The sequence below is a fragment of the Mycobacterium canetti CIPT 140010059 genome (assembly GCF_000253375.1).
Taxonomy (GTDB): Bacteria; Actinomycetota; Actinomycetes; order Mycobacteriales; family Mycobacteriaceae; genus Mycobacterium; species Mycobacterium tuberculosis.
In genome coordinates this window covers 1284059-1307190 of sequence record NC_015848.1, presented here as the reverse complement: position 1 = coordinate 1307190, position 23132 = coordinate 1284059, and the positions used below count along the sequence as shown (strand labels likewise).

Genomic DNA, 23132 nt, shown 5'->3' with positions numbered 1-23132 from the left:
TCACGTTGTTCTAACCAAGTTGACGGCGGCCACCGTCAACCACACCGTCGGTTTCCTAACAGCGACGGTGGACATCTGCGGCGGACCCGTTGAGGGTTCGCGCCAGGTCCGCAATCCAGCCGCGGTCGGCTGGTACCCAGTCGACATCGTGCAGTTCGGCCGCCGTCACCCAGCACAGCGCCCGGTGGTCACGCGCACGCGGTTCGCCGCCAAGCAGATGCACGCGATAGGCCCGCAGCGTCGTCGTGCCGTTCAACGCAATATCGTCGCCCACACGGTCGCCCACCGCGAGGTCGGCGACCTCGAGTCCCAGTTCTTCGGCGAGCTCTCGGGCCAGCGCGGCGCGCTCGGTTTCGCCGGCGGCGACCTTACCGCCGGGAAGTTCCCAGCGACCCGCCAACTCCGGTGGCCGAACGCGTTGCGCCACCAAGACCGTGCAACCGCGGACGATGGCTCCGGCAACCACGATCTGATTCGGCATGACCTGTGACGGTATACCGTCGAGGTATGGCTGTGTTAACGGATGAGCAGGTCGACGCCGCACTGCACGACCTCAACGGCTGGCAGCGCGCCGGTGGTGTCCTGCGTAGGTCAATCAAGTTTCCGACGTTTATGGCCGGTATCGACGCCGTACGCCGGGTGGCCGAGCGAGCCGAGGAGGTAAATCATCATCCGGACATCGATATCCGTTGGCGAACAGTAACTTTCGCGCTGGTTACGCATGCGGTAGGTGGTATCACGGAAAACGACATCGCGATGGCGCACGATATCGACGCAATGTTTGGGGCCTAATTGGCCATGCGCCGCGGCCGAATGCGCAAGTAACGCTCGGAGGCGGCGATCCAGCCCAAGGTCGCCAGCGTCGCCACCACGTAGACCAGACCGGCCCAGGCCAAATACCACGGCCGGCCGATTTGCCAGATGCTCGGTTGAGCAAAGCTCAGCAACCACGGCACGCCGACGATGGTCAACACCAACCAGCCCCAGCCCAAAATCCGGGCGCCCGGGCGCTCACGCGCTGGCCCGTCAATCAGCCAGATCATCAGCGGCACTAGCCACACCCAGTGGTGAGTCCAGGAGATCGGCGAGAGCAGCAGGCCGAACAACTCGACCACCAATAGTTTGCCCAGCCGATCGGACCTGTCGAGCGCACGCCAGGCCAGGATGGCCAATACCGCCGTACTGGCGATCGCAGCCAGAACCAGCGGACCAAAACCGGCGTCGTGACCGAGAATCCGGGAAATCGCGCCGCGCCAGGATTGATTGAAGGAGGTGGCGATGGGCCCAACCCGGCCTGCGTCGCCCAACAGGTCGGTGAAGTAGTAGCGGGCTTCATCGCCGACGACCAGTAGCGACACGCCGACGGTGGCAAGGAACACGACCACCGAAAATGCGGCCGCATGCAACCGCCGAACGCCGACGAGGTAGACAGCGGTAATCGCCGGCGTCAACTTGACACCCGAGGCCACCCCGACCAGCAGTCCCGATAGCCACCACCGCGGGGTGTAGACCGCCCAAAGCGCCGCCAGCATCAGCAGCACGTTGATCTGCCCATAGTCAAAGGTGCTGCGCAACGGCTCGATCCAGATGGCGATCGCCGTCCATAACATCGCGGCGAAATGACCGGTCTCAGCGGTGCCCCCCATCAGGCGCTGGCTGATCCGAACCGCGCCGTAGAGCGCGGCCATCGTCACTACTTGCCACAGCAGCGCGATCAGACCGAACGGCACCAAATGCAACGGGTAGAAGACCACAGCCGCAAACGGCGGATAGGTGAACGGCAGCGGGAAGTCCGGGGTCTGATCAGCGTAGACGTAGCCATACAGGGTGCCGGGATGGTCGAGGGACGCCGCACCGCTCACGTAAACGTGCAGGTCGACGAAGTTTGCGCCGTTGGGCGCCAGATAGGTCCAGGCGAGTCGCGCACCGACGCTGAGGACCAGTAGCAGCACGGCGGCGCGTGTCTCCCGGGCCGGTGGTGAGGTCACGCGCCTGGCGGCCGCCGGGGTGGATGAGGTGGTGTCTATCTGCCTGACTTTAGCGATCGCCGAGCGCACCGGGCCGTCGATCAGGGTGCGGCACATCACTCGGGTGCCCGGTCACCACAACCACTCGTATCCGTAACAATCACATAAATGCCACACGTGTCACTTGAGTCACATCTGCACCGCGATACGTTCGGCGAGACCCGTCACCGCTAACCAGGGAGAGACATGCCAACCATCTGGACGTTTGTCCGCGCCGCCGCCGTCTTGGTCGGTTCGTCCGCCGCACTACTTACGGGCGGTATCGCCCACGCAGATCCGGCACCGGCGCCGGCGCCTGCTCCCAACATTCCGCAGCAGCTGATCAGCTCGGCCGCCAACGCACCGCAAATCCTGCAAAACCTCGCGACGGCTCTGGGCGCCACTCCGCCGCTGAGCGCCCCCAAAGTTGCGGAACCCGCACCCGCCGCCCCCGGGATAACCGCCACCTTTCCGGGACTGACGCCGGCCGCACCGGCGGCAGCCGCGGCCCCCGCGGTAACTCCGTCCATTCCCGGAGTGAACGCCCCGATCCCGGGGATAACCCCGGCGGCACCGGCGCTCCCCGTCACCGCCCCGGCGGCAGCTCCGACCATTCCCGGAGTGAACGCCCCGATCCCGGGGATAACCGCACCGGCCCCGGCGGCGGCCGCGGTGCCGGCCTCCGTTCCCGGCGTGCCGTCGGCGAAGGTCGACCTACCGCAGCTGCCCTACCTTCCGCTCCAAGTGCCGCAACAGCTTTCGCTGCCAGCCGACCTACCGGCGCTCGCATCGGGGGTCATTCCGGCAGCGCCCATCGCGCCGACGCCGCCGGCTCCCGGCGCGCCCGCGTTACCGCCCGGGCCGCCGTCGTTGCTCGCCGCGCTGCCCTGACGCATCTGTGAGAAGGCTGACCAACACCGAACACCGGGAGAACACCACCGTGGCAAGCACTTGGAGTGTGTGCAAAGGTTTGGCCGCCGTCGTCATCACCTCGGCTGCCGCGTTCGGGCTGTGTCCGAACGCGGCAGCCGACCCGGCGACGCCGCAGCCCAACCCCACTCAACAGCTACCGGGCTTGCCGGCGTTGGCCCAGCTGAGTCCGATAATCCAGCAAGCGGCGATGAACCCGGCACAGGCGACGCAACTGCTCATGGCCGCAGCGTCTGCGTTCGCCGGCAATCCGGCAGTGCCCACCGAATCCAAGAACGTCGCTTCCTCGGTGAACCAGTTTGTGGCTGAGCCGACCAATCCCGACTCTGCTGCCCTGGGTGTGCCGGCGCCTCATGGTGTCGCCCTGCCCGAGGCCATCCCGGTGCCGCATGTGCCCCCACTGGGCGCCGAGCCAGGTGTGCAGGCACATCTTCCGACCGGCATCGATCCATCCCACGCCGCGGGCCCCGCACCCGCTGTGGCACCTACGGTTACGCCGCCGGTCGCCGCGCCGCCGGCTTCCGCGCCGGCACCAGCACCTGACGCAGCCCAACCGGTTGCGGTACCGGGGCCGCCACCGGCGCCACCTGCGCCGCGCGCCGCCGCTCCGGCGCCGGCCTCGGCGGCACCGGCGCCAGCGGCCGCTCCGGCGCCTGCCTCGGGCTTCGGCGCCGACGCTCCGCCCACACAGGACTTCATGTACCCCTCGATCGGCCCCAATTGTGTGGCGGACGGCAGCAATTCCATCGCGACCGCGCTGTCGGTGGCGGGGCCCGCCAAGATCCCGCTGCCCGGTCCCGGACCCGGCCAGACCGCCTACGTGTTCACGGCCGTCGGCACGCCGGGGCCCGCCGACGTGCAGAGGTTGCCGCTGAACGTCACGTGGGTGAACCTGACCACGGGAAAGTCCGGCAGCGCCACCCTGCGGCCGCGTTCGGACATCAATCCGGACGGACCGACCACGTTGACCGTAATCGCCGACACCGGTTCAGGCAGCATCATGTCAACGATCTTCGGGCAGGTGACCACCAAGGACCGGCAGTGCCAGTTCATGCCGACGATCGGCTCAACGGTGGTGCCCTAGCACCAGCGGGAATGGTCCATCAGTACGCCATGAACAATATGGCGTCGCGGTCGTAGTCCAGGCCGGGATGAACGCTGGCAAGGTGGGCCTGAGTCAGCTCGACCAGCTCGTCCTCGTCCTTGCCGGTGATGGCTTCGCCGCACGGACACGTCAGGTGTGTCTTCACGTTGGCGCCTTTCCCTCTGCCTTGGCCGCCGCTTTCCTTTGCCTCTTGTGCGATCGCACCTGCCCAAGCGACCCGGCGTCGACGATATCGGCGACGGATAGATAGGTGCCGGGCTGACCGAACTCCCCGGCTGCCACCTGCCAACCCTTCGGCGTCACTCCGTACTGCTTGCCAAGCAACGCGAGAAAGATCCGCGCCTTCTGCTCACCGAAGCCGGGTAACCCCTTAAGCCGCCGCAGCAACTCGTTCCCGTCAGGTTCGCCGGCGGTCCACAATGCGGCCGCATCCCCGTCGTAGCGGTCCACGATGATCTGCGCGAGCGCCTGGATGCGTTTGGCCATCGAGCCCGGAAATCGGTGTACAGCAGGCCTTTCCGAGCACAGTGCGGCGAACTTATCCGGGTCGTAGTCGGCGATGTCGCCGGCGTCAAAGCTACCCATCCGATCGGCGATCTTCTTCGGCCCGGCGAAGGCGGTCTCCATCGGCACCTGCTGGTCGAGCAACATGCCCACCAGCAACGCGAATGGGTTGGCGTTCAGCAGCGCGTCGGCTGCCGGCTCTTGGACAAGCTGCAGATTTGGCACGTCCTCAGTGTAGAGCTGTCGGGACGGACCTCTTGATGAGCATCGATTCGGCAACCTTCGGGTCGCCGCTGAGCAGACGCGCCCCGTGGCTAGCCGCTCTTGCGGCGGAATTCCCGACGGCTCGCCACCGGACCGTGCGCCCGCGACTGCTTGCCGCCGCCATCCTTATGATCGGATCCGCTCGACGACTGTGCCATCTTGCGGTCGAGGGCTTCCCGGAACTTGCGCTTGGTCTCACCCTCTGAGCTGGACTCTTGCGGGGACTTCGATTCACCCATACCCGCAGCCTAGCCTCGCGACGATGCGGGCCGCAGGATGCGGCACGGCGAGGAGCGAGGCAATCCGACCCAGCCTCGCGACGATGCGGGCCGCAGGATGCGGCACGGCGAGGAGCGAGGCAATCCGACCCAGCCTCGCGACGATGCGGGCCGCAGGATGCGGCACGGCGAGCAGCGAGGCAATCCGACCCAGTCCGTAGGTCCGCAGCCCCGGGGGTTAGCGCATACCGGGCGGCAGGCCGTATACGTGCGAGATCGGCAGCGTCAGCAACACACGCCGATCGGTGACCATCGCCTGCCGGTAGTCGTCCCAGTCCGGATGCTCGCCAGCGATGTTGCGATACAAGGCAATCAGCGCCTCCACGGTGTCGTCATCGGGCGCCGCCGCAGGAGGTGTCAGTTGCGCAGTGCCCTCAGCAACGGCGTATGACCATCCGTCGTCGGCGTCGACCAGGATCGAAGCCCGTGGGTCGCGACGCAGGTTGCGAGTCTTGGCTCGCGGCTCGGCGATCGATACCTGTATCAGCAGTTTGCGCGGGTCGAAGTGATATTGCACGTTGGACAACTGGGGGCGCCCGTCGTGCTTAATGGTGGCCAGCACCCCAATGGAGTTTCCACTGATTACGGCCAACAGCTTGTCGTCGAAGACTTGGCGGGCCATGCCAAGAGCCTACGTCGCCGTTGCGTCATTCTCCGGCGGCCTGGTGCAATCGGGTATGGCCAAGTTCGCGGCGTTTCTGCGCGGTGTCAACGTCGGCGGCGTCAACCTCAAGATGGCCGAGGTGGCGACGGCGTTGACCGATGCGGGATTCTGCAATGTGCGCACCATCCTGGCCAGCGGCAACGTGTTGCTGGAGTCGACGTGCGGTGCCGCGGAAGTGCGCGAGAAGACCGAAGCCACGCTACGCGAACGATTCGGCTACGACGCGTGGGCGTTGATCTACGACGTCGATACGGTGCGCACCATCGTCGCGGCATACCCATTTGAATGCGAGCTCGAGGGATACCAGTCGTACGTCACCTTCGTTGCCGACGCCGCGATACTCGACGAGCTATCCGCACTCGCCGACACAGCCGGCCCTGACGAGAACATCAGTCGTGGACCCGACCCTCTTGGCGTCCTCTACTGGCAGGTACCCAAGGGCAGCACCCTGGACAGCACCATCGGCCAGACGATGGGCAAGAAGCGCTACAAGTCGTCGACCACGACCCGCAACCTGCGCACGCTGGCTAAGGTGTTGCGGTGAGTGCCCATAAGCCCGCCAAACAGCGGGTCGCACTCACCGGAGTCTCCGAGACCGCCTTGCTGACGCTGAACGCCCGGGCCGCAGAGGCCCGCCGCCGCGATGCCATTATCGACGATCCGATGGCGGTAGCCCTGGTCGAGTCGATCGACTTCGACTTCGCGAAGTTCGGCCCTACCGGCCAGGGCTTCGCCCTACGAGCACGGGCCTTCGACATGGCGGCACAGCATTATCTCGATCAGCACCCAGCGGCCACCGTGGTGGCGTTGGCGGAGGGCTTGCAAACCAGCTTTTGGCGTTTGGACGTGGCCATCCCGGGCGGCCAGTTCCGTTGGCTGACAGTTGACCTGCCACCGATCGTCGATTTACGGACACGGCTGCTGCCGAGCTCGCCGCGCGTGTCGGTGTGTGCCCAGTCTGCGCTGGACTACAGCTGGATGGATTCCGTCGATCCCGCCGGCGGGGTGTTCATCACCGCCGAAGGATTACTGATGTACCTACAACCCGAACAGGCACTGGGGTTAATCGCCCAATGCGCTCAAACGTTTCCTGGCGGCCAAATGCTCTTCGACCTGCCGCCGCGCTGGTTCGCTGGGTGGAGCCGGCTCGGGTTACGAACCTCGCTGCGCTACAAGGTGCCGCGCATGCCGTTCAGCATGTCCGTCGCGCAGGCCGCGGACCTGGTAAATAAGGTGCCTGGTGTCGTCGCGGTCCGCGATCTGCGGGTGCCGCCGGGCCGTGGCCTGTGGGTCAATATGGCGCTGTCGACCGTTTACCGCCTGCCCGTGTTCGATCCGCTGCGGCCGTGCCTGACTTTGCTGGAATTCAGTCGTCCGGCACGTTCGTGAGATAGCGCATCGCATCGGACTTCGTCAGCCCCAGCGCTCGCGCCACGCCGACATATTCCTTGGCCGCGGCAGCCATCGCGGCGTCGGTCGGATCGAAGCGGGAAATGAAAGTGCCGAAGCGTCCCCGCGTTTCGACGATCGCCGCCGATTCCAACTCGCGGTAGGCGCGGGCCACGGTATTGGCCGCCACGCCCAGCTGCCCGGCCAAGTCACGCACCGTCGGGAGCCGGGTGCCGGGCGGCAATGCGCCGGCGCGGACTCCGTCGATCACCTGGGTTCTGAGCTGGTCGAACAACGGCTTTCCCGCCTTCACGTCGACCCGTAACCAATCCCGCAGCTCCACGTACCCAGTATCTACCAAGCACAGCTATGTTTGTGGGATGCGAGTGGCGGTGCTCAGCGGCGCGGGGATCTCCGCGGAAAGCGGTGTACCGACGTTCCGCGATGACAAGAACGGATTGTGGGCCCGATTCGACCCTTACGAGCTGTCCAGCACGCAAGGCTGGCTGCGCAACCCCGAGCGGGTCTGGGGATGGTACCTATGGCGCCATTATCTGGTGGCCAACGTCGAACCCAACGACGGGCATCGCGCGATCGCCGCCTGGCAGGACCATGCTGAGGTCAGCGTCATCACCCAGAATGTCGACGATCTGCACGAGCGCGCCGGCAGCGGTGCGGTGCATCACCTGCACGGCAGCCTTTTCGAATTTCGTTGTGCACGTTGTGGTGTGCCCTACACCGACGCCCTTCCGGAGATGCCCGAGCCTGCGATCGAAGTGGAGCCGCCGGTCTGCGACTGCGGCGGTCTGATCCGGCCCGACATCGTATGGTTCGGTGAGCCGCTGCCAGAGGAGCCGTGGCGGAGCGCGGTCGAGGCGACAGGGAGCGCCGACGTGATGGTCGTGGTGGGGACCTCGGCGATCGTCTACCCGGCGGCCGGTTTACCCGACCTGGCGCTGGCGCGCGGCACTGCCGTGATCGAAGTCAATCCCGAGCCCACGCCGTTGTCCGGCAGCGCGACGATCAGCATCCGCGAGTCGGCCAGCCAAGCGTTGCCGGGGCTGTTGAAGCGCCTGCCCGCCCTGCTGAAATAGTCGCCTATGGGCGCCGAACGTGAACTCAGGGCGACGGTTTGCCGGGCGGAATCTCGCCCTGGATGCACGCTCGCCGGTCTCGGCTAGGGCGTGTCTCCCAATTTCGGAGTTCCCACTCGGGCGTGGATGACGGCGCAGGCCAGCAGGACGCCGCCGAGGTAGGTCAGGGCGTATTTGTCGTAGCGGGTTGCGATGCCGCGCGACTGCTTGAGTCGATGGAAGCCGCGTTCGACGGTGTTGCGTAGCCCGTAGAGCGCGGCGTCGAATGCTGGTGGCCGCCCGCCGGCAGACCCCTTGGCCTTGCGCCGGTCGATCTGATCTTGGCGTTCGGGGATGGTGTGCTTGATCTTCTTAGACCGTAATGCGGCACGGGTACTTGGGTGTGAGTAGGCCTTGTCGGCGAGTAAGCGGAAATCCGTGCTGCCCAGGGCGTATTCGGTGCTGGCATGGCGATAGTCGTCGAGCAGGGGCAGCAGTTGCGGGTTGTCGCCGGCCTGGCCTGCGGTCAACCGGATCCGCACCGGGGCTTCGCGCTGATCGGTCAGGGCATGGATCTTGGTGGTCAGCCCGCCGCGCGAGCGGCCGATCGCATGATCGTCGGGTTCATCGGCGGATTTCTTGTAATTCGACAGTGCCCCTGTGGCGAGCGTGTCCGAGCAGGCGCCCGCCGAATGCTGGTGTGCCCGCACGTTCGTGGAATCCACCGACAGCAGCTTCTCGATATCCTCGGCCACCTCAGCGTCCACCCCGAACACCGCGGCAACGTGGGCGAACACCTCGTCGCAGGTACCATCCAGCGACCAACGGTGATGGCGCTTCCACACCGTTTGCCACGGCCCGAACTCAGCGGGCAGGTCCCGCCACGGACTTCCCGTACGGAACCGCCACGCGATCCCTTCCAGGATAAGCCGGTGATCGCTAAACCGTCTGCCGGGCTTGCCCTCATGCGACGGCATCAACGGCTCGACCACGGCCCAGAACTCGTCCGAAATCACACCCACTCGCGTCACCGGCCAATCCTCGCTGGCCAGTACCTAAAAATTTGGGAGACACGCCCTAGTACTGCAGCCGTGGATAGGGATTGCTGACGCTGGCGTGTCTGCGTGCACGCGGCATTTGGTGGCGGCAGTCGCTATGGCGCGGCTGTTTTCGCTGTGAGCGAAACGTTCTGCCTCACTGATCATTCCGAGCCTATGACGGCCCGGTTCTTGTCAGTGGTGCTTCGTAGAATCCGAGGCATGAGGTCGGACACGCGCGAGGAGATCTCCGCGGCGTTGGATGCCTACCACGCCTCGTTGTCGCGGGTGCTCGATCTCAAGTGCGATGCGTTGACCACCCCGGAATTGCTGGCCTGTTTGCAGCGACTCGAGGTCGAACGGCGCCGCCAGGGCGCCGCCGAGCACGCCTTGATCAACCAACTCGCTGGGCAAGCCTGCGAGGAAGAGCTCGGCGGGACGCTGCGCACGGCGTTGGCCAACCGGCTACACATCACTCCCGGTGAGGCCAGCCGCCGCATCGCCGAAGCCGAAGACCTCGGTGAGCGCCACGCCCTGACCGGTGAACCGCTGCCAGCGCAGTTGACCGCGACCGCGGCCGCTCAACGTGAGGGCAAGATCGGCCGAGAACACATTAAGGAGATCCAGGCCTTCTTCAAGGAGTTGTCCGCCGCGGTGGATCTGGGTATCCGCGAGGCCGCCGAGGCCCAGCTGGCCGAACTGGCCACCAGTCGGCGTCCCGATCACCTGCATGGCCTGGCCACGCAGCTGATGGACTGGCTGCACCCCGACGGCAACTTTTCCGACCAGGAGCGTGCCCGCAAGCGCGGCATCACGATGGGTAAGCAGGAATTTGACGGGATGTCACGTATCAGCGGTCTGCTGACCCCGGAGTTGCGGGCTACCATCGAGGCGGTGTTGGCCAAACTGGCCGCACCGGGGGCGTGCAACCCCGATGACCAGACCCCGGTCGTGGATGACACACCGGATGCGGACGCGGTGCGCCGCGACACCCGCAGCCAGGCGCAACGCAATCATGATGCGTTTTTGGCCGCGCTGCGGGGCCTGTTGGCCTCCGGTGAGCTGGGCCAACACAAGGGGCTGCCGGTAACGATCGTGGTGAGCACCACGCTTAAAGAGCTGGAAGCCGCCACCGGCAAGGGGGTAACCGGTGGTGGTTCGCGGGTGCCGATGTCGGACCTTATCCGGATGGCGAGCAACGCGCACCACTATCTGGCATTGTTTGACGGCGCTAAGCCGTTGGCGTTGTATCACACCAAGCGGTTAGCTTCCCCGGCGCAGCGAATCATGTTGTACGCCAAGGATCGTGGCTGCTCCAGGCCGGGTTGCCACGCCCCGGCCTACCACAGTGAGGTCCACCACGTCACGCCGTGGACAACCACCCACCGTACCGACATCAACGACCTCACACTGGCCTGCGGCCCCGACAATCGCCTTGTCGAAAAAGGCTGGAAAACCCGCACCAACGCCAAAGGCGACACTGAATGGCTACCGCCGGCCCACTTGGACCATGGCCAACCACGCATCAATCGATACCACCACCCCGAGAAAATCCTGTGCGAACCCGACGACGACGAACCACATTGACACCCAACAACGAAGACGTTGCCGGTCGCATCACAGAATCACTGAAGCAGATGCGAACCGACCCGTCGGCACAGCCGGCACCAGAGCAGCCGATCGCCGCGGCGACAAGCTTCTACCCGTCGACGAACATGACACCCTGGTCACGGGTGAGCACGGACTTGATTTCTTCGCTATTGGTCGGCGCTGTTGAGGCACAGCACGCCGCTGACGGCCGTCGCGTCCTCGCTGTGCTCGGTCTGGTGGAGCGCGCTGCCCGCGGCCGAACATCGTAAATCAAGCGTATTCGTCAACAGATATCATCAATGTCGGCGCTGGACTATTCAAATCATCGATATACTGGTGGCCTGGTCCTTCGCCATCGATCAATGGCGATAGTCACGCAGATCGTCACGGACATCGTCGGCGTCCCAGCTGGCCCGTGCCAACAGATGCTGCAACCCATCGGGGTGGTATCACCGCGGTGCTCGGCGATGGTCCAGCAATTCTTGCGGTCCAAGCCCGAAACCATCCCGGCCATGAGTTCACCGGCATGGCGCAACGGCTGGTGCCGGGCGAAACGCGGCGCGATCCGATCCAGCACCGCCGAGAACTCCGCCTGCCACCGATCAGGGTCTACGCTATGAGCCGCGGCGACCGCGGCATATTGAGAAGTTGTCACAAACTGAAAACAATGCCGCGGTTACGGCCCTGACCAGCGCAGACACGCCAGCATCAGCAATCCCTATCTACGGCTGCAGTACTAGCTATAGCTAGGTCCGGTGCGCGCGGCCCAGAGCCAACTCTGACACCGGTAGCGGCACCCAGGCGGGAAATGCCCACTCCCGCCGGGAGCTGTCCACCACGAATCCGGCGTCGAGGATCGCGCGTTCGGTATGGCGATGCGTGTGACAGTTGCCCGCCAGCCTGGGCCAAAATGTCGCGTCGACGAACCGCTGCACCCGGCCCCGAGCGCCGGCGCTGGCCACATGCTCGAGATAGCGCAGCTCCCCGCCTCGCCGTAGTAGCGAACGCAGGTGCGCCAGCACCGCGCCCGGGTCGCTCACCGAGCACAGCACCAGCGAGCAAACCACCGCGTCAAACGTCTCGGTGTCGCGGAACTCCTCGACCGTCTTGTCCGTCACGACTATCGGAACGGGTGCGTCAGCGGCCGCGATGCGGGCCTTGGCAGCAAGCCGCGGCTCGGGCTCCATGGCGATGACCTGTTCGACGGCCACCGGGTAGTAGGCAAAGTTCGTCCCGACGCCGGCCCCGACTTCCAACACCCGCCCCGACAAACCGGCCAGATTCTCCCGGCGGAGGGCTCGTATTGCTTCGGCTTCGTGTGCGGCGACCACGGGCCAGATCCGGGCGAAAAGCGGGTGGTCGACCCTGGACGCCGAAGCGGCCGCGCCTGACGTCATGGCCAGGATTCCTCCGATGGTCCTCGTCGTTTCTCCGATGGGCGACGTGCCTGCACCCAGTCCGCCAGCTGCCGTAATGTGGCGTTGGGGCCCCGCCGGGCACGTTGCCGGCGAAGACCATTCATCGAGACGTCAACCATTGCGCGTCAGCGAGGCAGGGATCGTCTGACCGTCGCTTCGTCCGGCAATCTTGCCCAACCCACCGGCGTGGGAACGTCTCCTCGAAACCGGCTCTGCGGCCTCGCTGACACCGAACCGCTCATGCAGCCACGCCAGGGGTCTCGGTGCCCACCAATTCCAGCGGCCCGTCACATGCATGAATGCTGGGACCACGACCATCCGCACCAGTGTGGCGTCTGCAGCCACGGCTAAAGTCAGGCCGAGGCCGAACATCCGCATGAACGACACGTGCGCAGCGATCAACGCGGCGAACGACATGGACATCACCAACGCTGCCGCGGTGATCACCCGACCGGTGCGGGCCACGCCGAGCGCGACGCTCTCGTCGTTGGCGGCGTGCACCTCTGCGACGCTTCTTCGCGCGGGTCGCGCGGCTCCGGATTCCAACCAGTACTCCCGAATCCTGGAGACCAGAAACACCTCGTAGTCCATGGACAAACCGAATGCGATGCAAAACAGTAGGACCGGCATATTCGCCACCAACGTCCCGCTCGGAGTCGTTCCCAGGGCACCGAAATGGCCTTCCTGGAAGATCCACACCAACGCGCCAAACGCCGCGGTCAGCGATAACACATTACAAACCAACGCTTTCGCCGGCAGCACCACGCTGCCGGTGAGCAGGAACAACAGTACGTAGGTGATCGCGGCAATTAGCCCTAGCACCATCGGAAGCCGATCGGTCACCGCGTCGACACTGTCGCGGTTGACCTGCGCGACACCGGCCATCACGACGGATCGACCGGCCGGCCCTGCCACCTGGTGCAACCGCTTGAGCTGGATATCGGAGGCTCGCGAAAACAGCGGCGCCGTGCTGCTCACCGTCAGGAACGCGCTGCCCTCAGCCAACCCGGTGGCCCCGCGCGGCGTTCCCACCCAGCTGCCGTCTACGAACGTGCCCGTCGGGGCGGCTACCGCGGATACGTCGGGCACCCGGGACAACTCGGCTGCGTAGCTGTCAAGTTCGACCGGGCCGAGACCACGAGCGTCCGGGACGACGATGGGTATCTGCGTCGCAGGATCGTGGCCAAAGTCATCGCGCAAGATATCGCCGACTTGACGGGCCGACGCCGACCGCGGCAACACCCGGTCGTCCGGGAAACCCCACTTCACCGACAAGAACGGCAGCCCGAGCAGCACCAGCAGCGCGACAACAGCCGTACCGACCGGCAGCCAACGGCGTATCACGAACTTGCTCGACCGGTACCAGAACAGTTGCTTGACCGGTTTGTGCACCGGATCGGGCCGGCCCAGCAGCCGACGCACCAGTCGGCGCACGTCCAACGCATCTAGCCGAGGACCTAGCAACACAATCGCGGCCGGGGTGATCACGATCGACGCGGTCGCGACGAATGCCACGGTAGCCACGCCGGCGTAGGCGAACGACTTCAGAAAGTACATCGGGAACAGCGCAGTCGCCGACATCGACAGCGCCACGGTGACCGCCGAAAACAACACCGTGCGCCCCGAAGTCGCCATGGTCCGGATCAGTGCTTCGTCTCGATCACTGCCCTCGGCGAGCTCGTCGCGATAGCGACTGACGATGAGCAGCGTGTAGTCGATAGCCAACGCGAGGCCCAACGCTGTACTCAGGTTGAGCGCGAAGGTCGACACCTCGGTGGCAAACGTAACGAGTCGCAATACGGCCATCGATCCCACAACGGCCAGTACGGCCTGGGCCATCGGCAGCCCGGCGGCCAACAGCCCACCGAACACCCAGATCAGCACCAGGAAGCTCAGCGGAATCGCGATCAACTCCATCACCAGCAGGTCGTCTTTGTTCTGCCGATTGATCTGGGCGTACTCCATCGCCGAGCCGCCGGCACGGACGGTGACGCCGTCGCGGTCATGGGCGACTTCGTCTGACAGGGTTTGGGCGTGGTTCTGCGCGTCGTTTTCGCCGCCTTTGACGTTGACGACGATCAACCCCGATTTTCCGTCGGTGCTGAGCAGGTCGGCGGCGGCAGTCGGTGGCACAGTCCACGGCGAGGTCACGTTGTAAACCAACGGCGACCGCCGCAGCACCTCGACGATGTCAGTCCCGACCTCGCGGGCAGGTGGGCTGTCGGCGCCCGCAGCTGCCGTAACCACGATCAGCATTTTCTGACCGCTCTGGCCGAACTTGTCGGTCAACACCTCGATTGCCCGTGCCGACTCCGATCGCGGATCTTGGAAACCCCCGGGCGACAGGCTGTCAGCCACCGGAACACCGAAGACCGCTGCGGCGATGAAGACGAAGACCGCAAACCCGATGATTCGGCGCGGCGCAGCGATGGCGAGCCGAGCGATCCTCTGCAGCATGTTGCGTTTCCTCCGCAGCCGGTGCTGGTCGCGCGGACCCGCACCAAATCCGCGATGACTTATCTGCGATAAGTTACAACTGTCAAACAACGCCTGCCATAGATACGGATGCGGGCGCTCGAGTGGTTCACCTGCCGCATGCCCGCGATGCCGGCCACCATGCCGGCGCAGCACCCTACCGACCGGTAGGAATTGCCACTGTTTTCCGAATCGTGACTCACTAATTCCTTAATGGCGGCTTTTAGGCTCGCTGTCATGTGGATCGACGACTCGAGTGCCGACGTCATCAAGGCTGACTTCGAGGCTCTCTACCACGGCGACATGCTGGTAGAGGGCGACACCTCCGAGCAGCTCGAAGACTTGCACCCGCTGCCCACCGCGAGCTGAGCGACACCATGGGCATGCTTGCACGGCTCCTCATGGCCGAACCAGCCGTCAGCCGATGGTTTCGTCGGTAAGTTCTTGTTCCCGATTCCGGTCCCCCGCAACGCGGGGGTCTTTCTTTTGGTGCGGCTTAGCGCGGCGCCATGCGGATGGCGCCGTCCAGACGGATGACCTCGCCGTTAAGCATCGGGTTTTCGATGATGTGCAGAACTAGCGCCCCGTACTCGTCGGGGTTGCCCAGCCGCGAGGGATGCGGCACCTGTTGGCCCAGTGAGGCCTTGGCCTCCGCCGGCAATGAAGCCAGCAGCGGGGTGTCGAACAGACCCGGCGCAATGGTGACCACCCGGATCAGCTTGCTGGCCAGATCGCGGGCGATCGGCAGGGTCATGCCAACTACGCCGCCCTTGGACGCCGAGTAGGCGGCCTGGCCGATCTGACCGTCGAATGCCGCCACCGAGGCGGTGTTAATGATGACGCCGCGCTCTTCCCCAATCGGTTCGGTCTTGGCGATCCGCTCGGCGCCCAGTCGCAGCACGTTGAAGGTGCCGACTAGGTTGATGTCCACGATCTTGCGGAACGCGGCCAGCGGGAACACGCCGTCGCGACTCAGTACGCGAATCGCGTTGCCGGTGCCGGCGCAGTTGACGACGACCCGCACCGGGCCGAGCGAATCCGCCAGCTCTAGCGCGTTGCTGACGGCGGCTTCGTCGGTGACGTCGGCTTGCGCAAAACGCGCGCGATCGCCGAGCCCGCCAACCACGTCGTCGCCGCGGAGGTCCACGACGACCACCTGTGCCCCAGCGTCCAATAGCCGCTTGGTGGTGGCCAGACCCAGGCCTGAGGCGCCACCGGTGACAACGGCTACGGCGTCTTTGGTCTTCATACGAATCCTTCCTATCCGTCCCAGTCGGTGAGCACTGCCTCGATGTCGATCGTGGCGGCCGGCGGGCGTGGCTGGCTCGAAGCGGTGCGGGAGAACCGCGGAGCCGGCATGGGTTGCCATCCGCCGTTGGCTTCATAAAAGGTGTTTCGCTCGATGATGTGCGGCTCGTTGTGCACCTCACCGAACGCCAGCACCGGCGTCACACAGGCATCGGAATTGGCGAACACCGCGCCCCAATGGTCACGGTCGTGGCGCGCGAACGCTTCGGTCAGCAGCGCCCGCAGTTCGGGCCAACGGGCGCGGTCGTTTTGCGGGGGCAGCTCGGCGGCGTCTAGACCCAATCCGGCCAGCATGGCCGCATAGAACTGCGGCTCAATGGCGCCGACAGCGACGTAGCGGCCGTCGGCGCATTCGTAGGTGTCGTAGTAGGGTGCCCCGCCGTCGAGCATGTTGGCCCCTCTTGTGTCGGTCCACATGCCCGTCGCTCGCATCGCCCACATCATCTGAATCAGCACGCTGGACCCGTCGACCATCGCCGCATCGACGACCTGGCCCTTGCCGGAGCTCTGCCGCTCCCATAGCGCGGCCAGGATGCCGACCAGCAGGAACATCGAGCCGCCGCCGAAGTCACCAACCAGGTTCAGCGGCGGCACCGGTCGCTCGTCGCCCCGGCCAATGGCGTGCAAAATGCCGTTCAGCGAGATGTAGTTGATGTCGTGACCGGCCTGCTGACTACGCGGGCCGGTTTGGCCCCAGCCGGTCATCCGCGCGTAGATCAGCCGGTCGTTGACCTTCGCACATTCTTCCGGACCCAATCCCAGCCGTTCGGTGACGCCGGGACGGTAACCCTCGATCAACACGTCGGCCTTGGCGATGAGTTTGAGCGCAAGCTCGAGTCCCTGATCGGACTTCAGGTCGGCGGTCACGATACGCCGGTTACGCAACATGGCGTCTCTCGAAATACCGTCGACACTTGACGGGCGATCGATGCGCACCACGTCGGCACCGAGGTCCCCCAGGATCATCGCTGCGTGCGGGCCCGGCCCGATGCCCGCCAGCTCGACAACTCGCAACCCGCTCAGCGGACCCGCCATGAATGTACCGGCCTTTCGTCTCCCATTGACGCCCTCGACGGCGTATCGACGAAGATCATGTCGCCGCAGCTCGGTGACGGCGTCGTCGATTAGTGTTAACCACATGTCGAACTACCGGATCGACACTCGGACAATTGTCCCGGGTCTCGCCGTCACCCTGGCCGACGGGGTGCTGTCGGTGACCATCGATCGCCCGGAGAGTCTCAACTCGCTGACCAAGCCGGTGCTGGCAGGGATGGCCGACGCGATCGAGGGCGCGGCCACCGACCCACGGGTGAAGGTGGTGCGCCTCGGGGGCGCCGGTCGCGGCTTCAGCTCCGGAGGGGCAATCAGCGTTGACGATGTGTGGGCCAGTGGCCCACCTACCGACACCGTCGCGGAGGCCAACCGCACGGTGCGTGCCATTGTGGCACTACCACAACCGGTCGTTGCCGTCGTGCAGGGACCAACCGTCGGCTGTGGCGTCTCCCTGGCGCTCGCTTGTGACCTCGTATTGGCCTCCGACAATGCGTTTTTCATGCTCGCTCACACCAACGTGGGGTTGATGCCCGACGGCGGCGCGTCGGCGTTGGTTCAGGCCGCGATCGGCCGCATCCGCGCCATGCATATGGCGCTGCTGCCGGACCGGGTGCCGGCCGCCGAGGCCTTGTCCTGGGGCCTGGTCAGCGCCGTCTATCCGGCCGCCGACTTCGATGCCGAGGTGGACAAGTTGATCTCACGGCTGTTGGCCGGCCCAGCGCTGGCTATCGCCAAGACGAAGAACGCGATCAATGCGGCCACGCTCACCGAGTTGGCACCCACTCTCCTGCGCGAATTGGATGGCCAGGCCCTCCTCCTGCGTACTGACGACTTCGCCGAGGGCGCAACGGCATTCCAGCAGCGCCGGACCCCCATGTTCACCGGCCGTTGAGCGCTCTCGGCCCGCTAGCGGTCCCGCGACTGGGCCGCGTCGATGCCCGTGTACTCACCGATTACTCCAACTGCTGGTTGGGCATGTTTGCGGAGCATCATTAACCACTCTGTGTAGCTGGCCCTCATTTAGGATGCTGCACATGCCAGATTCCGGGATTGCCGCATTAACGCCGGTCACAGGCCTCAACGTCACCCTGACCGACAGAGTGTTGTCGGTGCGCATCAACCGCCCTAGCAGTCTCAACTCGCTGACCGTGCCAATCCTGACGGGGATCGCCGACACGCTGGAGCGCGCGGCGGCCGATCCCGTGGTCAAGGTGGTGCGCCTAGGCGGGGTGGGCCGCGGTTTCAGCTCCGGAGTGTCTATGTCCGTGGACGATGTGTGGGGCGGAGGGCCGCCGACCGCCATCGTCGAAGAGGCCAACCGCGCAGTACGCGCCGTGGCCGCGCTACCGCACCCGGTTGTAGCTGTCGTTCAAGGACCAGCGGTCGGCGTCGCTGTCTCGCTAGCGCTGGCGTGTGACTTCATATTGGCTTCTGATAGTGCATTTTTCATGCTCGCCAACACCAAGGTAGCGTTGATGCCCGACGGCGGCGCATCGGCGTTAGTCGCCGCGGCCACCGGCCGGATCCGGGCGATGCGGCTGGCGCTGCTGGCCGAGCAACTGCCGGCCCGCGAGGCACTGGCCTGGGGCCTGATCAGCGCGGTATATCCGGACAGCGACTTCGAGGCCGAGGTGGACAAGGTGATTTCACGGTTGCTGGCCGGCCCGGCGCTGGCGTTCGCCCAGGCCAAAAACGCCATCAATGCAGCCGCCCTCACCGAATTGGAACCCACGTTCGCGCGCGAATTGGATGGACAGGAAGTCCTGCTGCGAACACACGACTTCGCCGAGGGCGCAGCGGCGTTCCTGCAACGCCGCACCCCCAACTTCACCGGTTCCTGAACGCGCGTCAGACCGCGAACAGCGGGGGCAGCGCGAACACCATGATCAGGCCCCACACGAAGTGGGTCAAGATCGGTGCCAGCACTCCACCGCTGGCCCGGCGCTCCAACGCACACACCGTACCGACGAAGATCGCTGCGAAGCCGAGCATCAGATTCGCGCTGGCCATGGTGGCGCCGACGTACAGGACGGTTGAGATGGTCACCGGATAGCGTCGTCCCAGCGCGGTGTAGAGCGCACCGCGAAAGAACATCTCCTCGGCGATGCCGTTAATCAAGGTGATCAGCAGGATCGGCAGCAGAGTTCCCTGATGGGCGAATTGCAGGACGCGGGCTATCGGTTCAGCTGCGCCAGGAATTTCCCTGACGATCATTGCACCCACCCCGAAGATGCCTGCTAGCAGCAGCCCGACAGTGGTCCCGGTGATGACCGGACGCTGATTGCGACCGCGCCAACAGATGCCACCCAGATGCAGCGGTCCAGACATCAGTGCGCCGGCGATCCACACGGATGCCAGCGCGAGCGTCAGCCAGTAAAAGCTCGACTCGCCGGGCGTCCGCCTCAGCGAAAAGCCCAGCATCACAGCGCCGATAACCAACGTGACGCCGACGACCACACGGCGGCGGCGCACGATTCCCGGCGGTTCATGATGGGGCACAGCGACATTGGTGATCGCACGACGAAACTCGGCAAGCACGCTGCTGCGGTATGGAGTGGTGGATTGGCTCATGCAGGCCGGACTTTCGCGGTTGGAGTGGTCAGGATGTGCAGGCTGGTTCGCAGGGTGCCAGCGGGCGGGCCGGGGTTCACCGGCCCAGGCGTGGGCCCAGCGAGGGGCGGTGTAATCTCGCGGCATCCAGCGCTGCCGGTGCTGACACAGGTGTACGAACCCGCATTTCTGGTGGCACTGCTCACCACGATCCGCACAGCGTCCAACCTAGCGCGGCGACGATACGGGCCGTGGAACGGCCCGAGGAGAAGCCGCGCAATCCAGCACAGCGCGGCGACGATACGGGCCGTGGAACGGCCCGAGGAGAAGCCGCGCAATCCAGCACAGCGCGGCGACGATACGGGCCGTGGAACGGCCCGAGGAGAAGCCGCGCAATCCAGCACAGCGCGGCGACGATACGGGCCGTGGAACGGCCCGAGGAGAAGCCGCGCAATCCAGCACAGCGCGGCGACGATACGGGCCGTGGAACGGCCCGAGGAGAAGCCGCGCAATCCAGCACAGCGCGGCGACGATACGGGCCGTGGAACGGCCCGAGGAGAAGCCGCGCAATCCAGCACAGCGCGGCGACGATACGGGCCGTGGAACGGCCCGGCAATGGCGGTCCCACTCGCCAGAATCTGAACCCATCCGGCGCCAGTAACGTGGCTGACAATATGGAGTCGATCGCAGGGGGAGCTATTCCACCGTTCGGGCTGGGCTGCATCGCCGGTCCCGCCAGGATAGTGTGCATAGGCCCGGGCCTTTCCTCCGAGTCGGTGCTTCTTAGGTGGTAGGGCCGTGTACTACCTGCTGATCCTGGCGGTCGTCTTCGAACGGCTGGCGGAGCTGGTGGTGGCCCAGCGTAACGCGCGGTGGTCTTTCGCGCAGGGCGGCAAAGAGTTTGGCCGCCCACACTATGTGGTGATGGTTATCCTGCACACCGCCCTACTGCTGGGCTGCGTCGTCGAACCGTGGGCCTTGCACCGGCCTTTCATACCGTGGCTCGGCTGGCCGATGCTGGCCGTAGTGGTGGCAAGCCAGGGCCTGCGCTGGTGGTGCGTCAAATCGCTGGGCAAGCGGTGGAACACCCGGGTAATCGTGTTGCCGCACGCCACGTTGGTGCGGCGGGGCCCCTACCGGTGGATGCGGCATCCGAATTATGTTGCGGTGGTGGCCGAAGGGTTCGCGTTGCCACTGGTGCACACGGCGTGGTTGACCGCACTGGTTTTCACCCTGGCCAATGCGATCTTGCTGACCGTTCGTCTGCGGGTGGAGAACTCCGTTCTGGGCTACATATGACCAGCTACGACACCGACCTGTTGGTCGTCGGCGGCGGCCCCGGCGGACTCGCCACGGCATTGCACGCACGCGCGCGTGGACTTTCGGTGATCGTGGCCGAGCCTCGCGAGAATCCCATCGACAAGGCGTGCGGCGAGGGGCTGATGCCCGGTGGCCTGGCCGAATTGACCTCGCTAGGCGTGGACCCGGTCGGTCTGCCCTTTCATGGGATTGCCTACGTTGGTGAACATCGTCGGGTGCAGGCGCGGTTTCGCACCGGGCCGGGGCGGGGCGTGCGACGCACCACGCTGCATGCGGCACTGGCGGCACGAGCCAAAGAGCAAGACACTGAATGGATCCGGTCGCGGGTAGCCACTATTCAGCAAGACGCACATGGTGTGACCGCCGCCGGCGTTCGCGCGAAATGGTTGGTGGCAGCCGATGGACTGCATTCGGCCGTCCGGCGCGCCGTCGGGATCAAAGCCACCGCCGGGACACCACGGCGATACGGGGTGCGCTGGCATTACCGGCTGCCGGTGTGGTCGGACTTCGTCGAAGTGCATTGGTCCCGTTGGGGTGAGGCTTATGTGACTCCGGTGGAACCGGATCTGGTCGGCGTCGCGATCTTGTCCCGCCAACGACCCGAACTTGCCTGGTTTCCCAGCCTTGCACACCATCTGCAAGACGCGAGCCGCGGACACGCACGTGGCTGCGGTCCCTTGCGCCAGGTGGTCTCCCGGCGCGTCGCGGGGCGGGTGCTTTTGGTCGGTGACGCGGCCGGGTACGAAGATGCCCTAACCGGCGAAGGCATCAGCCTTGCCGTCAAGCAGGCCGCCGCGGCGGTGAGCGCCATCGTCGACGACACACCGGCGTCGTATGAGGCCGCGTGGCACCGGATCACTCGTGATTACCGGCTAGTCACCCGCGGGTTGGTGCTGGCCAGTACGCCACGCGCGGCACGCCGTGCCATCGTGCCGCTGTGCGCACTTCTGCCCACGGCATTCCGGTACGGGGTGAACATCCTGGCGTACTGAGACAGCCCAGGATCTGGTGTTGTCGGCGCGTTGTCACATCCGCCACATTGGTTCTCCCGGGAAGGATGCTCGTTGTGCCCACCTCAGCGCGACACTGCGCCCCGGCATCGGGATAAGTCCCACAAACGTTGGCAATGCGACAGTGCTGGCTGACGGTACGCCCGCCAAGCCCATCCAAGGCGCCGAGACGATGCAGCGGGCCCGCCACACCGGTTCCTGTTTCTCGGCGAACGCCCGAGGTCCTGCGATCTCATCAGGGAACCCATCTCGCGCTGGGTGCGGAGTCCCTTCGTCGACGACGACCCCGTCATCGACACCACAGGCGATCCGCTTGCTGGCCTGCACCGACAGCGACGCGTTGACGGTCACCCGCACGGCCAAGGTGAGGGCGGCCTCGACGACCGAACCCTCCTTGACGACCCGGTTGATCAGGCCCCACTCCCAGTCGTCGGATGCGGTCAGCGGCTCACCGGTACACCCCCGGCGGCGGCGATCAGCCCGCGTTTGACCTCCGGCAAACCCGAATTAGGTGTGCTCGTCGGCCACCACCAGGTCGCTGGCCAGCGCTGGCTCGGCACCGTCGCCCAAGGCCGTGCCACTGACCGCGGCGCTGGTCGGCTTGTCGATGAAATGGTGCCTGTAACCGGCGATGCCCCACTCGCCGTGATGCGGGTGGTACGGGTTCTCCCGGCGTGCGATCGCCTTGAGGTCGGCGCAAAGCGACTTGTCGCCGGCGCCGGTGATCACCACGGCCCGCACATCGGGGTTGTCGTGCGCTTCTTCCAGCGCGTCTCCAACCACGATGCTGACGGCACCATTGACCGCATTGCGGGCTTCCGGCCGATTGATCGTAATGACCATGACATTGTCGCGGTACTCGACAACGCCGCCGGCTGGCTATCGGTCACTGTCACAGCAACTCCACAATGGCGGCATTTGGCTTGGCCGCGGCCCTCGCACATCGTCTGTAAGCCGTAGCGAATTCCCTTGTCCGGCATGTGGTGTAGCACTGTAGTCATCAACCGTGCCGCCGAGCCGCCGAATGGGTGGCCAAGCGCGATCGCGCTGTTGGGGTTGAACAGGGGGTAAGCGCTTTGGCGAAAACGCTGAGGCCGCCCTGCGAATCTCATAGTGTTTTGATTGCCAAGCTGCATGAGGTGTCGAGCGATCGGCCCA

Annotated in this window: 26 protein-coding genes and 3 pseudogenes; 13 read left to right on the top strand and 16 right to left on the bottom strand. The window is 65.4% G+C overall.

What is annotated here, in order from left to right; all coding sequences use genetic code 11:
* Positions 1 to 55: 55 nt before the first annotated feature.
* Positions 56 to 481: an 8-oxo-dGTP diphosphatase MutT gene (gene mutT, locus MCAN_RS06195; protein ID WP_014000643.1), complete on the bottom strand. Its 426-nt coding sequence runs from the start codon at positions 479 to 481 to the stop codon at positions 56 to 58.
* Between the two features lie 26 nt (positions 482 to 507).
* On the opposite strand from mutT, the gene MCAN_RS06190 reads away from it, so the two are divergent.
* Entirely contained in the window at positions 508 to 792 is a 285-nt protein-coding gene (locus MCAN_RS06190; RefSeq protein ID WP_003406082.1) for a 4a-hydroxytetrahydrobiopterin dehydratase, read from the top strand.
* Here the strand turns inward: MCAN_RS06190 and MCAN_RS06185 are convergent.
* Positions 789 to 2084, bottom strand: a complete 1296-nt coding sequence (locus MCAN_RS06185; protein WP_014000642.1) for a mannosyltransferase — start codon at positions 2082 to 2084, stop codon at positions 789 to 791. The genes MCAN_RS06190 and MCAN_RS06185 overlap by 4 nt on opposite strands.
* Before the next feature lie 129 nt (positions 2085 to 2213).
* Here MCAN_RS06185 and MCAN_RS06180 point away from each other — a divergent pair, with 129 nt between their 5' ends.
* Together MCAN_RS06180 and MCAN_RS06175 are read left to right on the top strand one after the other, a co-directional pair.
* Positions 2214 to 2897: a hypothetical protein gene (locus MCAN_RS06180; protein WP_014000641.1), complete on the top strand. Its 684-nt coding sequence runs from the start codon at positions 2214 to 2216 to the stop codon at positions 2895 to 2897.
* Positions 2898 to 2904: 7 nt separating this feature from the next.
* Positions 2905 to 4020 carry an Rv1157c family protein gene (locus MCAN_RS06175; RefSeq protein WP_014000640.1) on the top strand — a complete coding sequence of 372 codons (1116 nt, stop codon included), beginning with the start codon at positions 2905 to 2907 and terminating at the stop codon, positions 4018 to 4020.
* Between the two features lie 19 nt (positions 4021 to 4039).
* Here MCAN_RS06175 and MCAN_RS21215 read toward each other — a convergent pair whose 3' ends face one another.
* From MCAN_RS21215 to MCAN_RS06160, 4 genes are all read right to left on the bottom strand, one after another.
* Complete coding sequence (locus tag MCAN_RS21215; RefSeq protein WP_015288010.1) at positions 4040 to 4186, bottom strand: hypothetical protein; 147 nt, start codon at positions 4184 to 4186, stop codon at positions 4040 to 4042.
* Positions 4183 to 4770: an HhH-GPD-type base excision DNA repair protein gene (locus MCAN_RS06170; RefSeq protein WP_014000639.1), complete on the bottom strand. Its 588-nt coding sequence runs from the start codon at positions 4768 to 4770 to the stop codon at positions 4183 to 4185. Before MCAN_RS06170 ends, MCAN_RS21215 begins: the two co-directional genes overlap by 4 nt.
* A gap of 89 nt (positions 4771 to 4859) precedes the next feature.
* Positions 4860 to 5048 carry a DUF5302 domain-containing protein gene (locus MCAN_RS06165; RefSeq protein WP_003406063.1) on the bottom strand — a complete coding sequence of 63 codons (189 nt, stop codon included), beginning with the start codon at positions 5046 to 5048 and terminating at the stop codon, positions 4860 to 4862.
* Between the two features lie 217 nt (positions 5049 to 5265).
* Positions 5266 to 5709, bottom strand: a complete 444-nt coding sequence (locus MCAN_RS06160) for a PPOX class F420-dependent oxidoreductase (protein ID WP_003406060.1) — start codon at positions 5707 to 5709, stop codon at positions 5266 to 5268.
* 55 nt (positions 5710 to 5764) lie between these two features.
* Here MCAN_RS06160 and MCAN_RS06155 point away from each other — a divergent pair, with 55 nt between their 5' ends.
* Both MCAN_RS06155 and MCAN_RS06150 read left to right on the top strand, forming a co-directional pair.
* The gene (locus MCAN_RS06155; protein WP_023637376.1) at positions 5765 to 6295 is read left to right on the top strand and encodes a DUF1697 domain-containing protein; all 531 of its coding nucleotides are present in this window, start codon (positions 5765 to 5767) and stop codon (positions 6293 to 6295) included.
* On the top strand, positions 6292 to 7140 hold the full coding sequence (locus MCAN_RS06150; RefSeq protein ID WP_014000638.1) for a class I SAM-dependent methyltransferase: 849 nt from the start codon (positions 6292 to 6294) through the stop codon (positions 7138 to 7140). The genes MCAN_RS06155 and MCAN_RS06150 overlap by 4 nt, the downstream gene beginning before the upstream one ends.
* Here MCAN_RS06150 and MCAN_RS06145 read toward each other — a convergent pair.
* Positions 7118 to 7483 carry a GntR family transcriptional regulator gene (locus MCAN_RS06145; protein ID WP_014000637.1) on the bottom strand — a complete coding sequence of 122 codons (366 nt, stop codon included), beginning with the start codon at positions 7481 to 7483 and terminating at the stop codon, positions 7118 to 7120. The genes MCAN_RS06150 and MCAN_RS06145 overlap by 23 nt on opposite strands.
* Before the next feature lie 37 nt (positions 7484 to 7520).
* On the opposite strand from MCAN_RS06145, the gene cobB reads away from it, so the two are divergent.
* A complete protein-coding gene (gene cobB, locus MCAN_RS06140) occupies positions 7521 to 8234 on the top strand; it encodes an NAD-dependent protein deacylase (RefSeq protein ID WP_014000636.1) in 714 nt (237 codons plus the stop codon).
* A gap of 83 nt (positions 8235 to 8317) precedes the next feature.
* Here cobB and MCAN_RS21210 read toward each other — a convergent pair whose 3' ends face one another.
* Positions 8318 to 9244 (bottom strand): IS5 family transposase, encoded by a 927-nt coding sequence (locus MCAN_RS21210; RefSeq protein WP_014000635.1) that lies wholly within the window; start codon positions 9242 to 9244, stop codon positions 8318 to 8320.
* A gap of 228 nt (positions 9245 to 9472) precedes the next feature.
* Between MCAN_RS21210 and MCAN_RS06125 the strand changes: the two genes are divergently transcribed.
* Both MCAN_RS06125 and MCAN_RS23495 read left to right on the top strand, forming a co-directional pair.
* Positions 9473 to 10837, top strand: coding sequence for an HNH endonuclease signature motif containing protein (locus MCAN_RS06125; protein WP_041180053.1), 1365 nt, complete (start codon positions 9473 to 9475; stop codon positions 10835 to 10837).
* The gene (locus MCAN_RS23495; protein WP_003405990.1) at positions 10834 to 11109 is read left to right on the top strand and encodes a hypothetical protein; all 276 of its coding nucleotides are present in this window, start codon (positions 10834 to 10836) and stop codon (positions 11107 to 11109) included. The genes MCAN_RS06125 and MCAN_RS23495 overlap by 4 nt, the downstream gene beginning before the upstream one ends.
* 1 nt (position 11110) lies before the next feature.
* Here the strand turns inward: MCAN_RS23495 and MCAN_RS23490 are convergent.
* The 3 genes and pseudogenes from MCAN_RS23490 to MCAN_RS06105 all read right to left on the bottom strand — a co-directional run.
* Positions 11111 to 11212: pseudogene (locus tag MCAN_RS23490) on the bottom strand (hypothetical protein); the annotation flags it as partial.
* Positions 11213 to 11586: 374 nt separating this feature from the next.
* Complete coding sequence (locus MCAN_RS06110; protein WP_003405982.1) at positions 11587 to 12237, bottom strand: methyltransferase domain-containing protein; 651 nt, start codon at positions 12235 to 12237, stop codon at positions 11587 to 11589.
* A gap of 132 nt (positions 12238 to 12369) precedes the next feature.
* Positions 12370 to 14715, bottom strand: coding sequence for an MMPL family transporter (locus MCAN_RS06105; RefSeq protein WP_014000633.1), 2346 nt, complete (start codon positions 14713 to 14715; stop codon positions 12370 to 12372).
* A 255-nt stretch (positions 14716 to 14970) separates the two neighbouring features.
* Here MCAN_RS06105 and MCAN_RS23850 point away from each other — a divergent pair, with 255 nt between their 5' ends.
* A complete protein-coding gene (locus tag MCAN_RS23850; protein WP_003405966.1) occupies positions 14971 to 15102 on the top strand; it encodes a hypothetical protein in 132 nt (43 codons plus the stop codon).
* A gap of 127 nt (positions 15103 to 15229) precedes the next feature.
* Here the strand turns inward: MCAN_RS23850 and MCAN_RS06100 are convergent, their stop codons facing one another.
* Both MCAN_RS06100 and mcr read right to left on the bottom strand, forming a co-directional pair.
* Positions 15230 to 15982 (bottom strand): 3-hydroxyacyl-CoA dehydrogenase, encoded by a 753-nt coding sequence (locus tag MCAN_RS06100; protein ID WP_003405961.1) that lies wholly within the window; start codon positions 15980 to 15982, stop codon positions 15230 to 15232.
* 11 nt (positions 15983 to 15993) lie between these two features.
* Positions 15994 to 17076 (bottom strand): alpha-methylacyl-CoA racemase, encoded by a 1083-nt coding sequence (mcr, locus tag MCAN_RS06095; protein ID WP_014000632.1) that lies wholly within the window; start codon positions 17074 to 17076, stop codon positions 15994 to 15996.
* 103 nt (positions 17077 to 17179) lie between these two features.
* Between mcr and MCAN_RS06090 the strand changes: the two genes are divergently transcribed.
* Complete coding sequence (locus MCAN_RS06090) at positions 17180 to 17986, top strand: enoyl-CoA hydratase (RefSeq protein WP_003405957.1); 807 nt, start codon at positions 17180 to 17182, stop codon at positions 17984 to 17986.
* Between the two features lie 142 nt (positions 17987 to 18128).
* Entirely contained in the window at positions 18129 to 18935 is an 807-nt protein-coding gene (locus MCAN_RS06085) for an enoyl-CoA hydratase (protein WP_003405951.1), read from the top strand.
* A gap of 7 nt (positions 18936 to 18942) precedes the next feature.
* Here MCAN_RS06085 and MCAN_RS06080 read toward each other — a convergent pair whose 3' ends face one another.
* Complete coding sequence (locus tag MCAN_RS06080) at positions 18943 to 19665, bottom strand: CPBP family intramembrane glutamic endopeptidase (RefSeq protein ID WP_041180052.1); 723 nt, start codon at positions 19663 to 19665, stop codon at positions 18943 to 18945.
* A gap of 777 nt (positions 19666 to 20442) precedes the next feature.
* On the opposite strand from MCAN_RS06080, the gene MCAN_RS06075 reads away from it, so the two are divergent.
* On the top strand, positions 20443 to 20943 hold the full coding sequence (locus tag MCAN_RS06075; RefSeq protein WP_014000629.1) for an isoprenylcysteine carboxyl methyltransferase family protein: 501 nt from the start codon (positions 20443 to 20445) through the stop codon (positions 20941 to 20943).
* On the top strand, positions 20940 to 21956 hold the full coding sequence (locus MCAN_RS06070; protein WP_003405932.1) for an NAD(P)/FAD-dependent oxidoreductase: 1017 nt from the start codon (positions 20940 to 20942) through the stop codon (positions 21954 to 21956). The genes MCAN_RS06075 and MCAN_RS06070 overlap by 4 nt, the downstream gene beginning before the upstream one ends.
* A gap of 195 nt (positions 21957 to 22151) precedes the next feature.
* Here the strand turns inward: MCAN_RS06070 and MCAN_RS22345 are convergent.
* Together MCAN_RS22345 and MCAN_RS06055 are read right to left on the bottom strand one after the other, a co-directional pair.
* Positions 22152 to 22817: pseudogene (locus MCAN_RS22345) on the bottom strand (enoyl-CoA hydratase-related protein); the annotation flags it as partial.
* A 49-nt stretch (positions 22818 to 22866) separates the two neighbouring features.
* Positions 22867 to 23032, bottom strand: a pseudogene (locus MCAN_RS06055) (acetyl-CoA acetyltransferase); the annotation flags it as partial.
* Positions 23033 to 23132 lie beyond the last annotated feature (100 nt).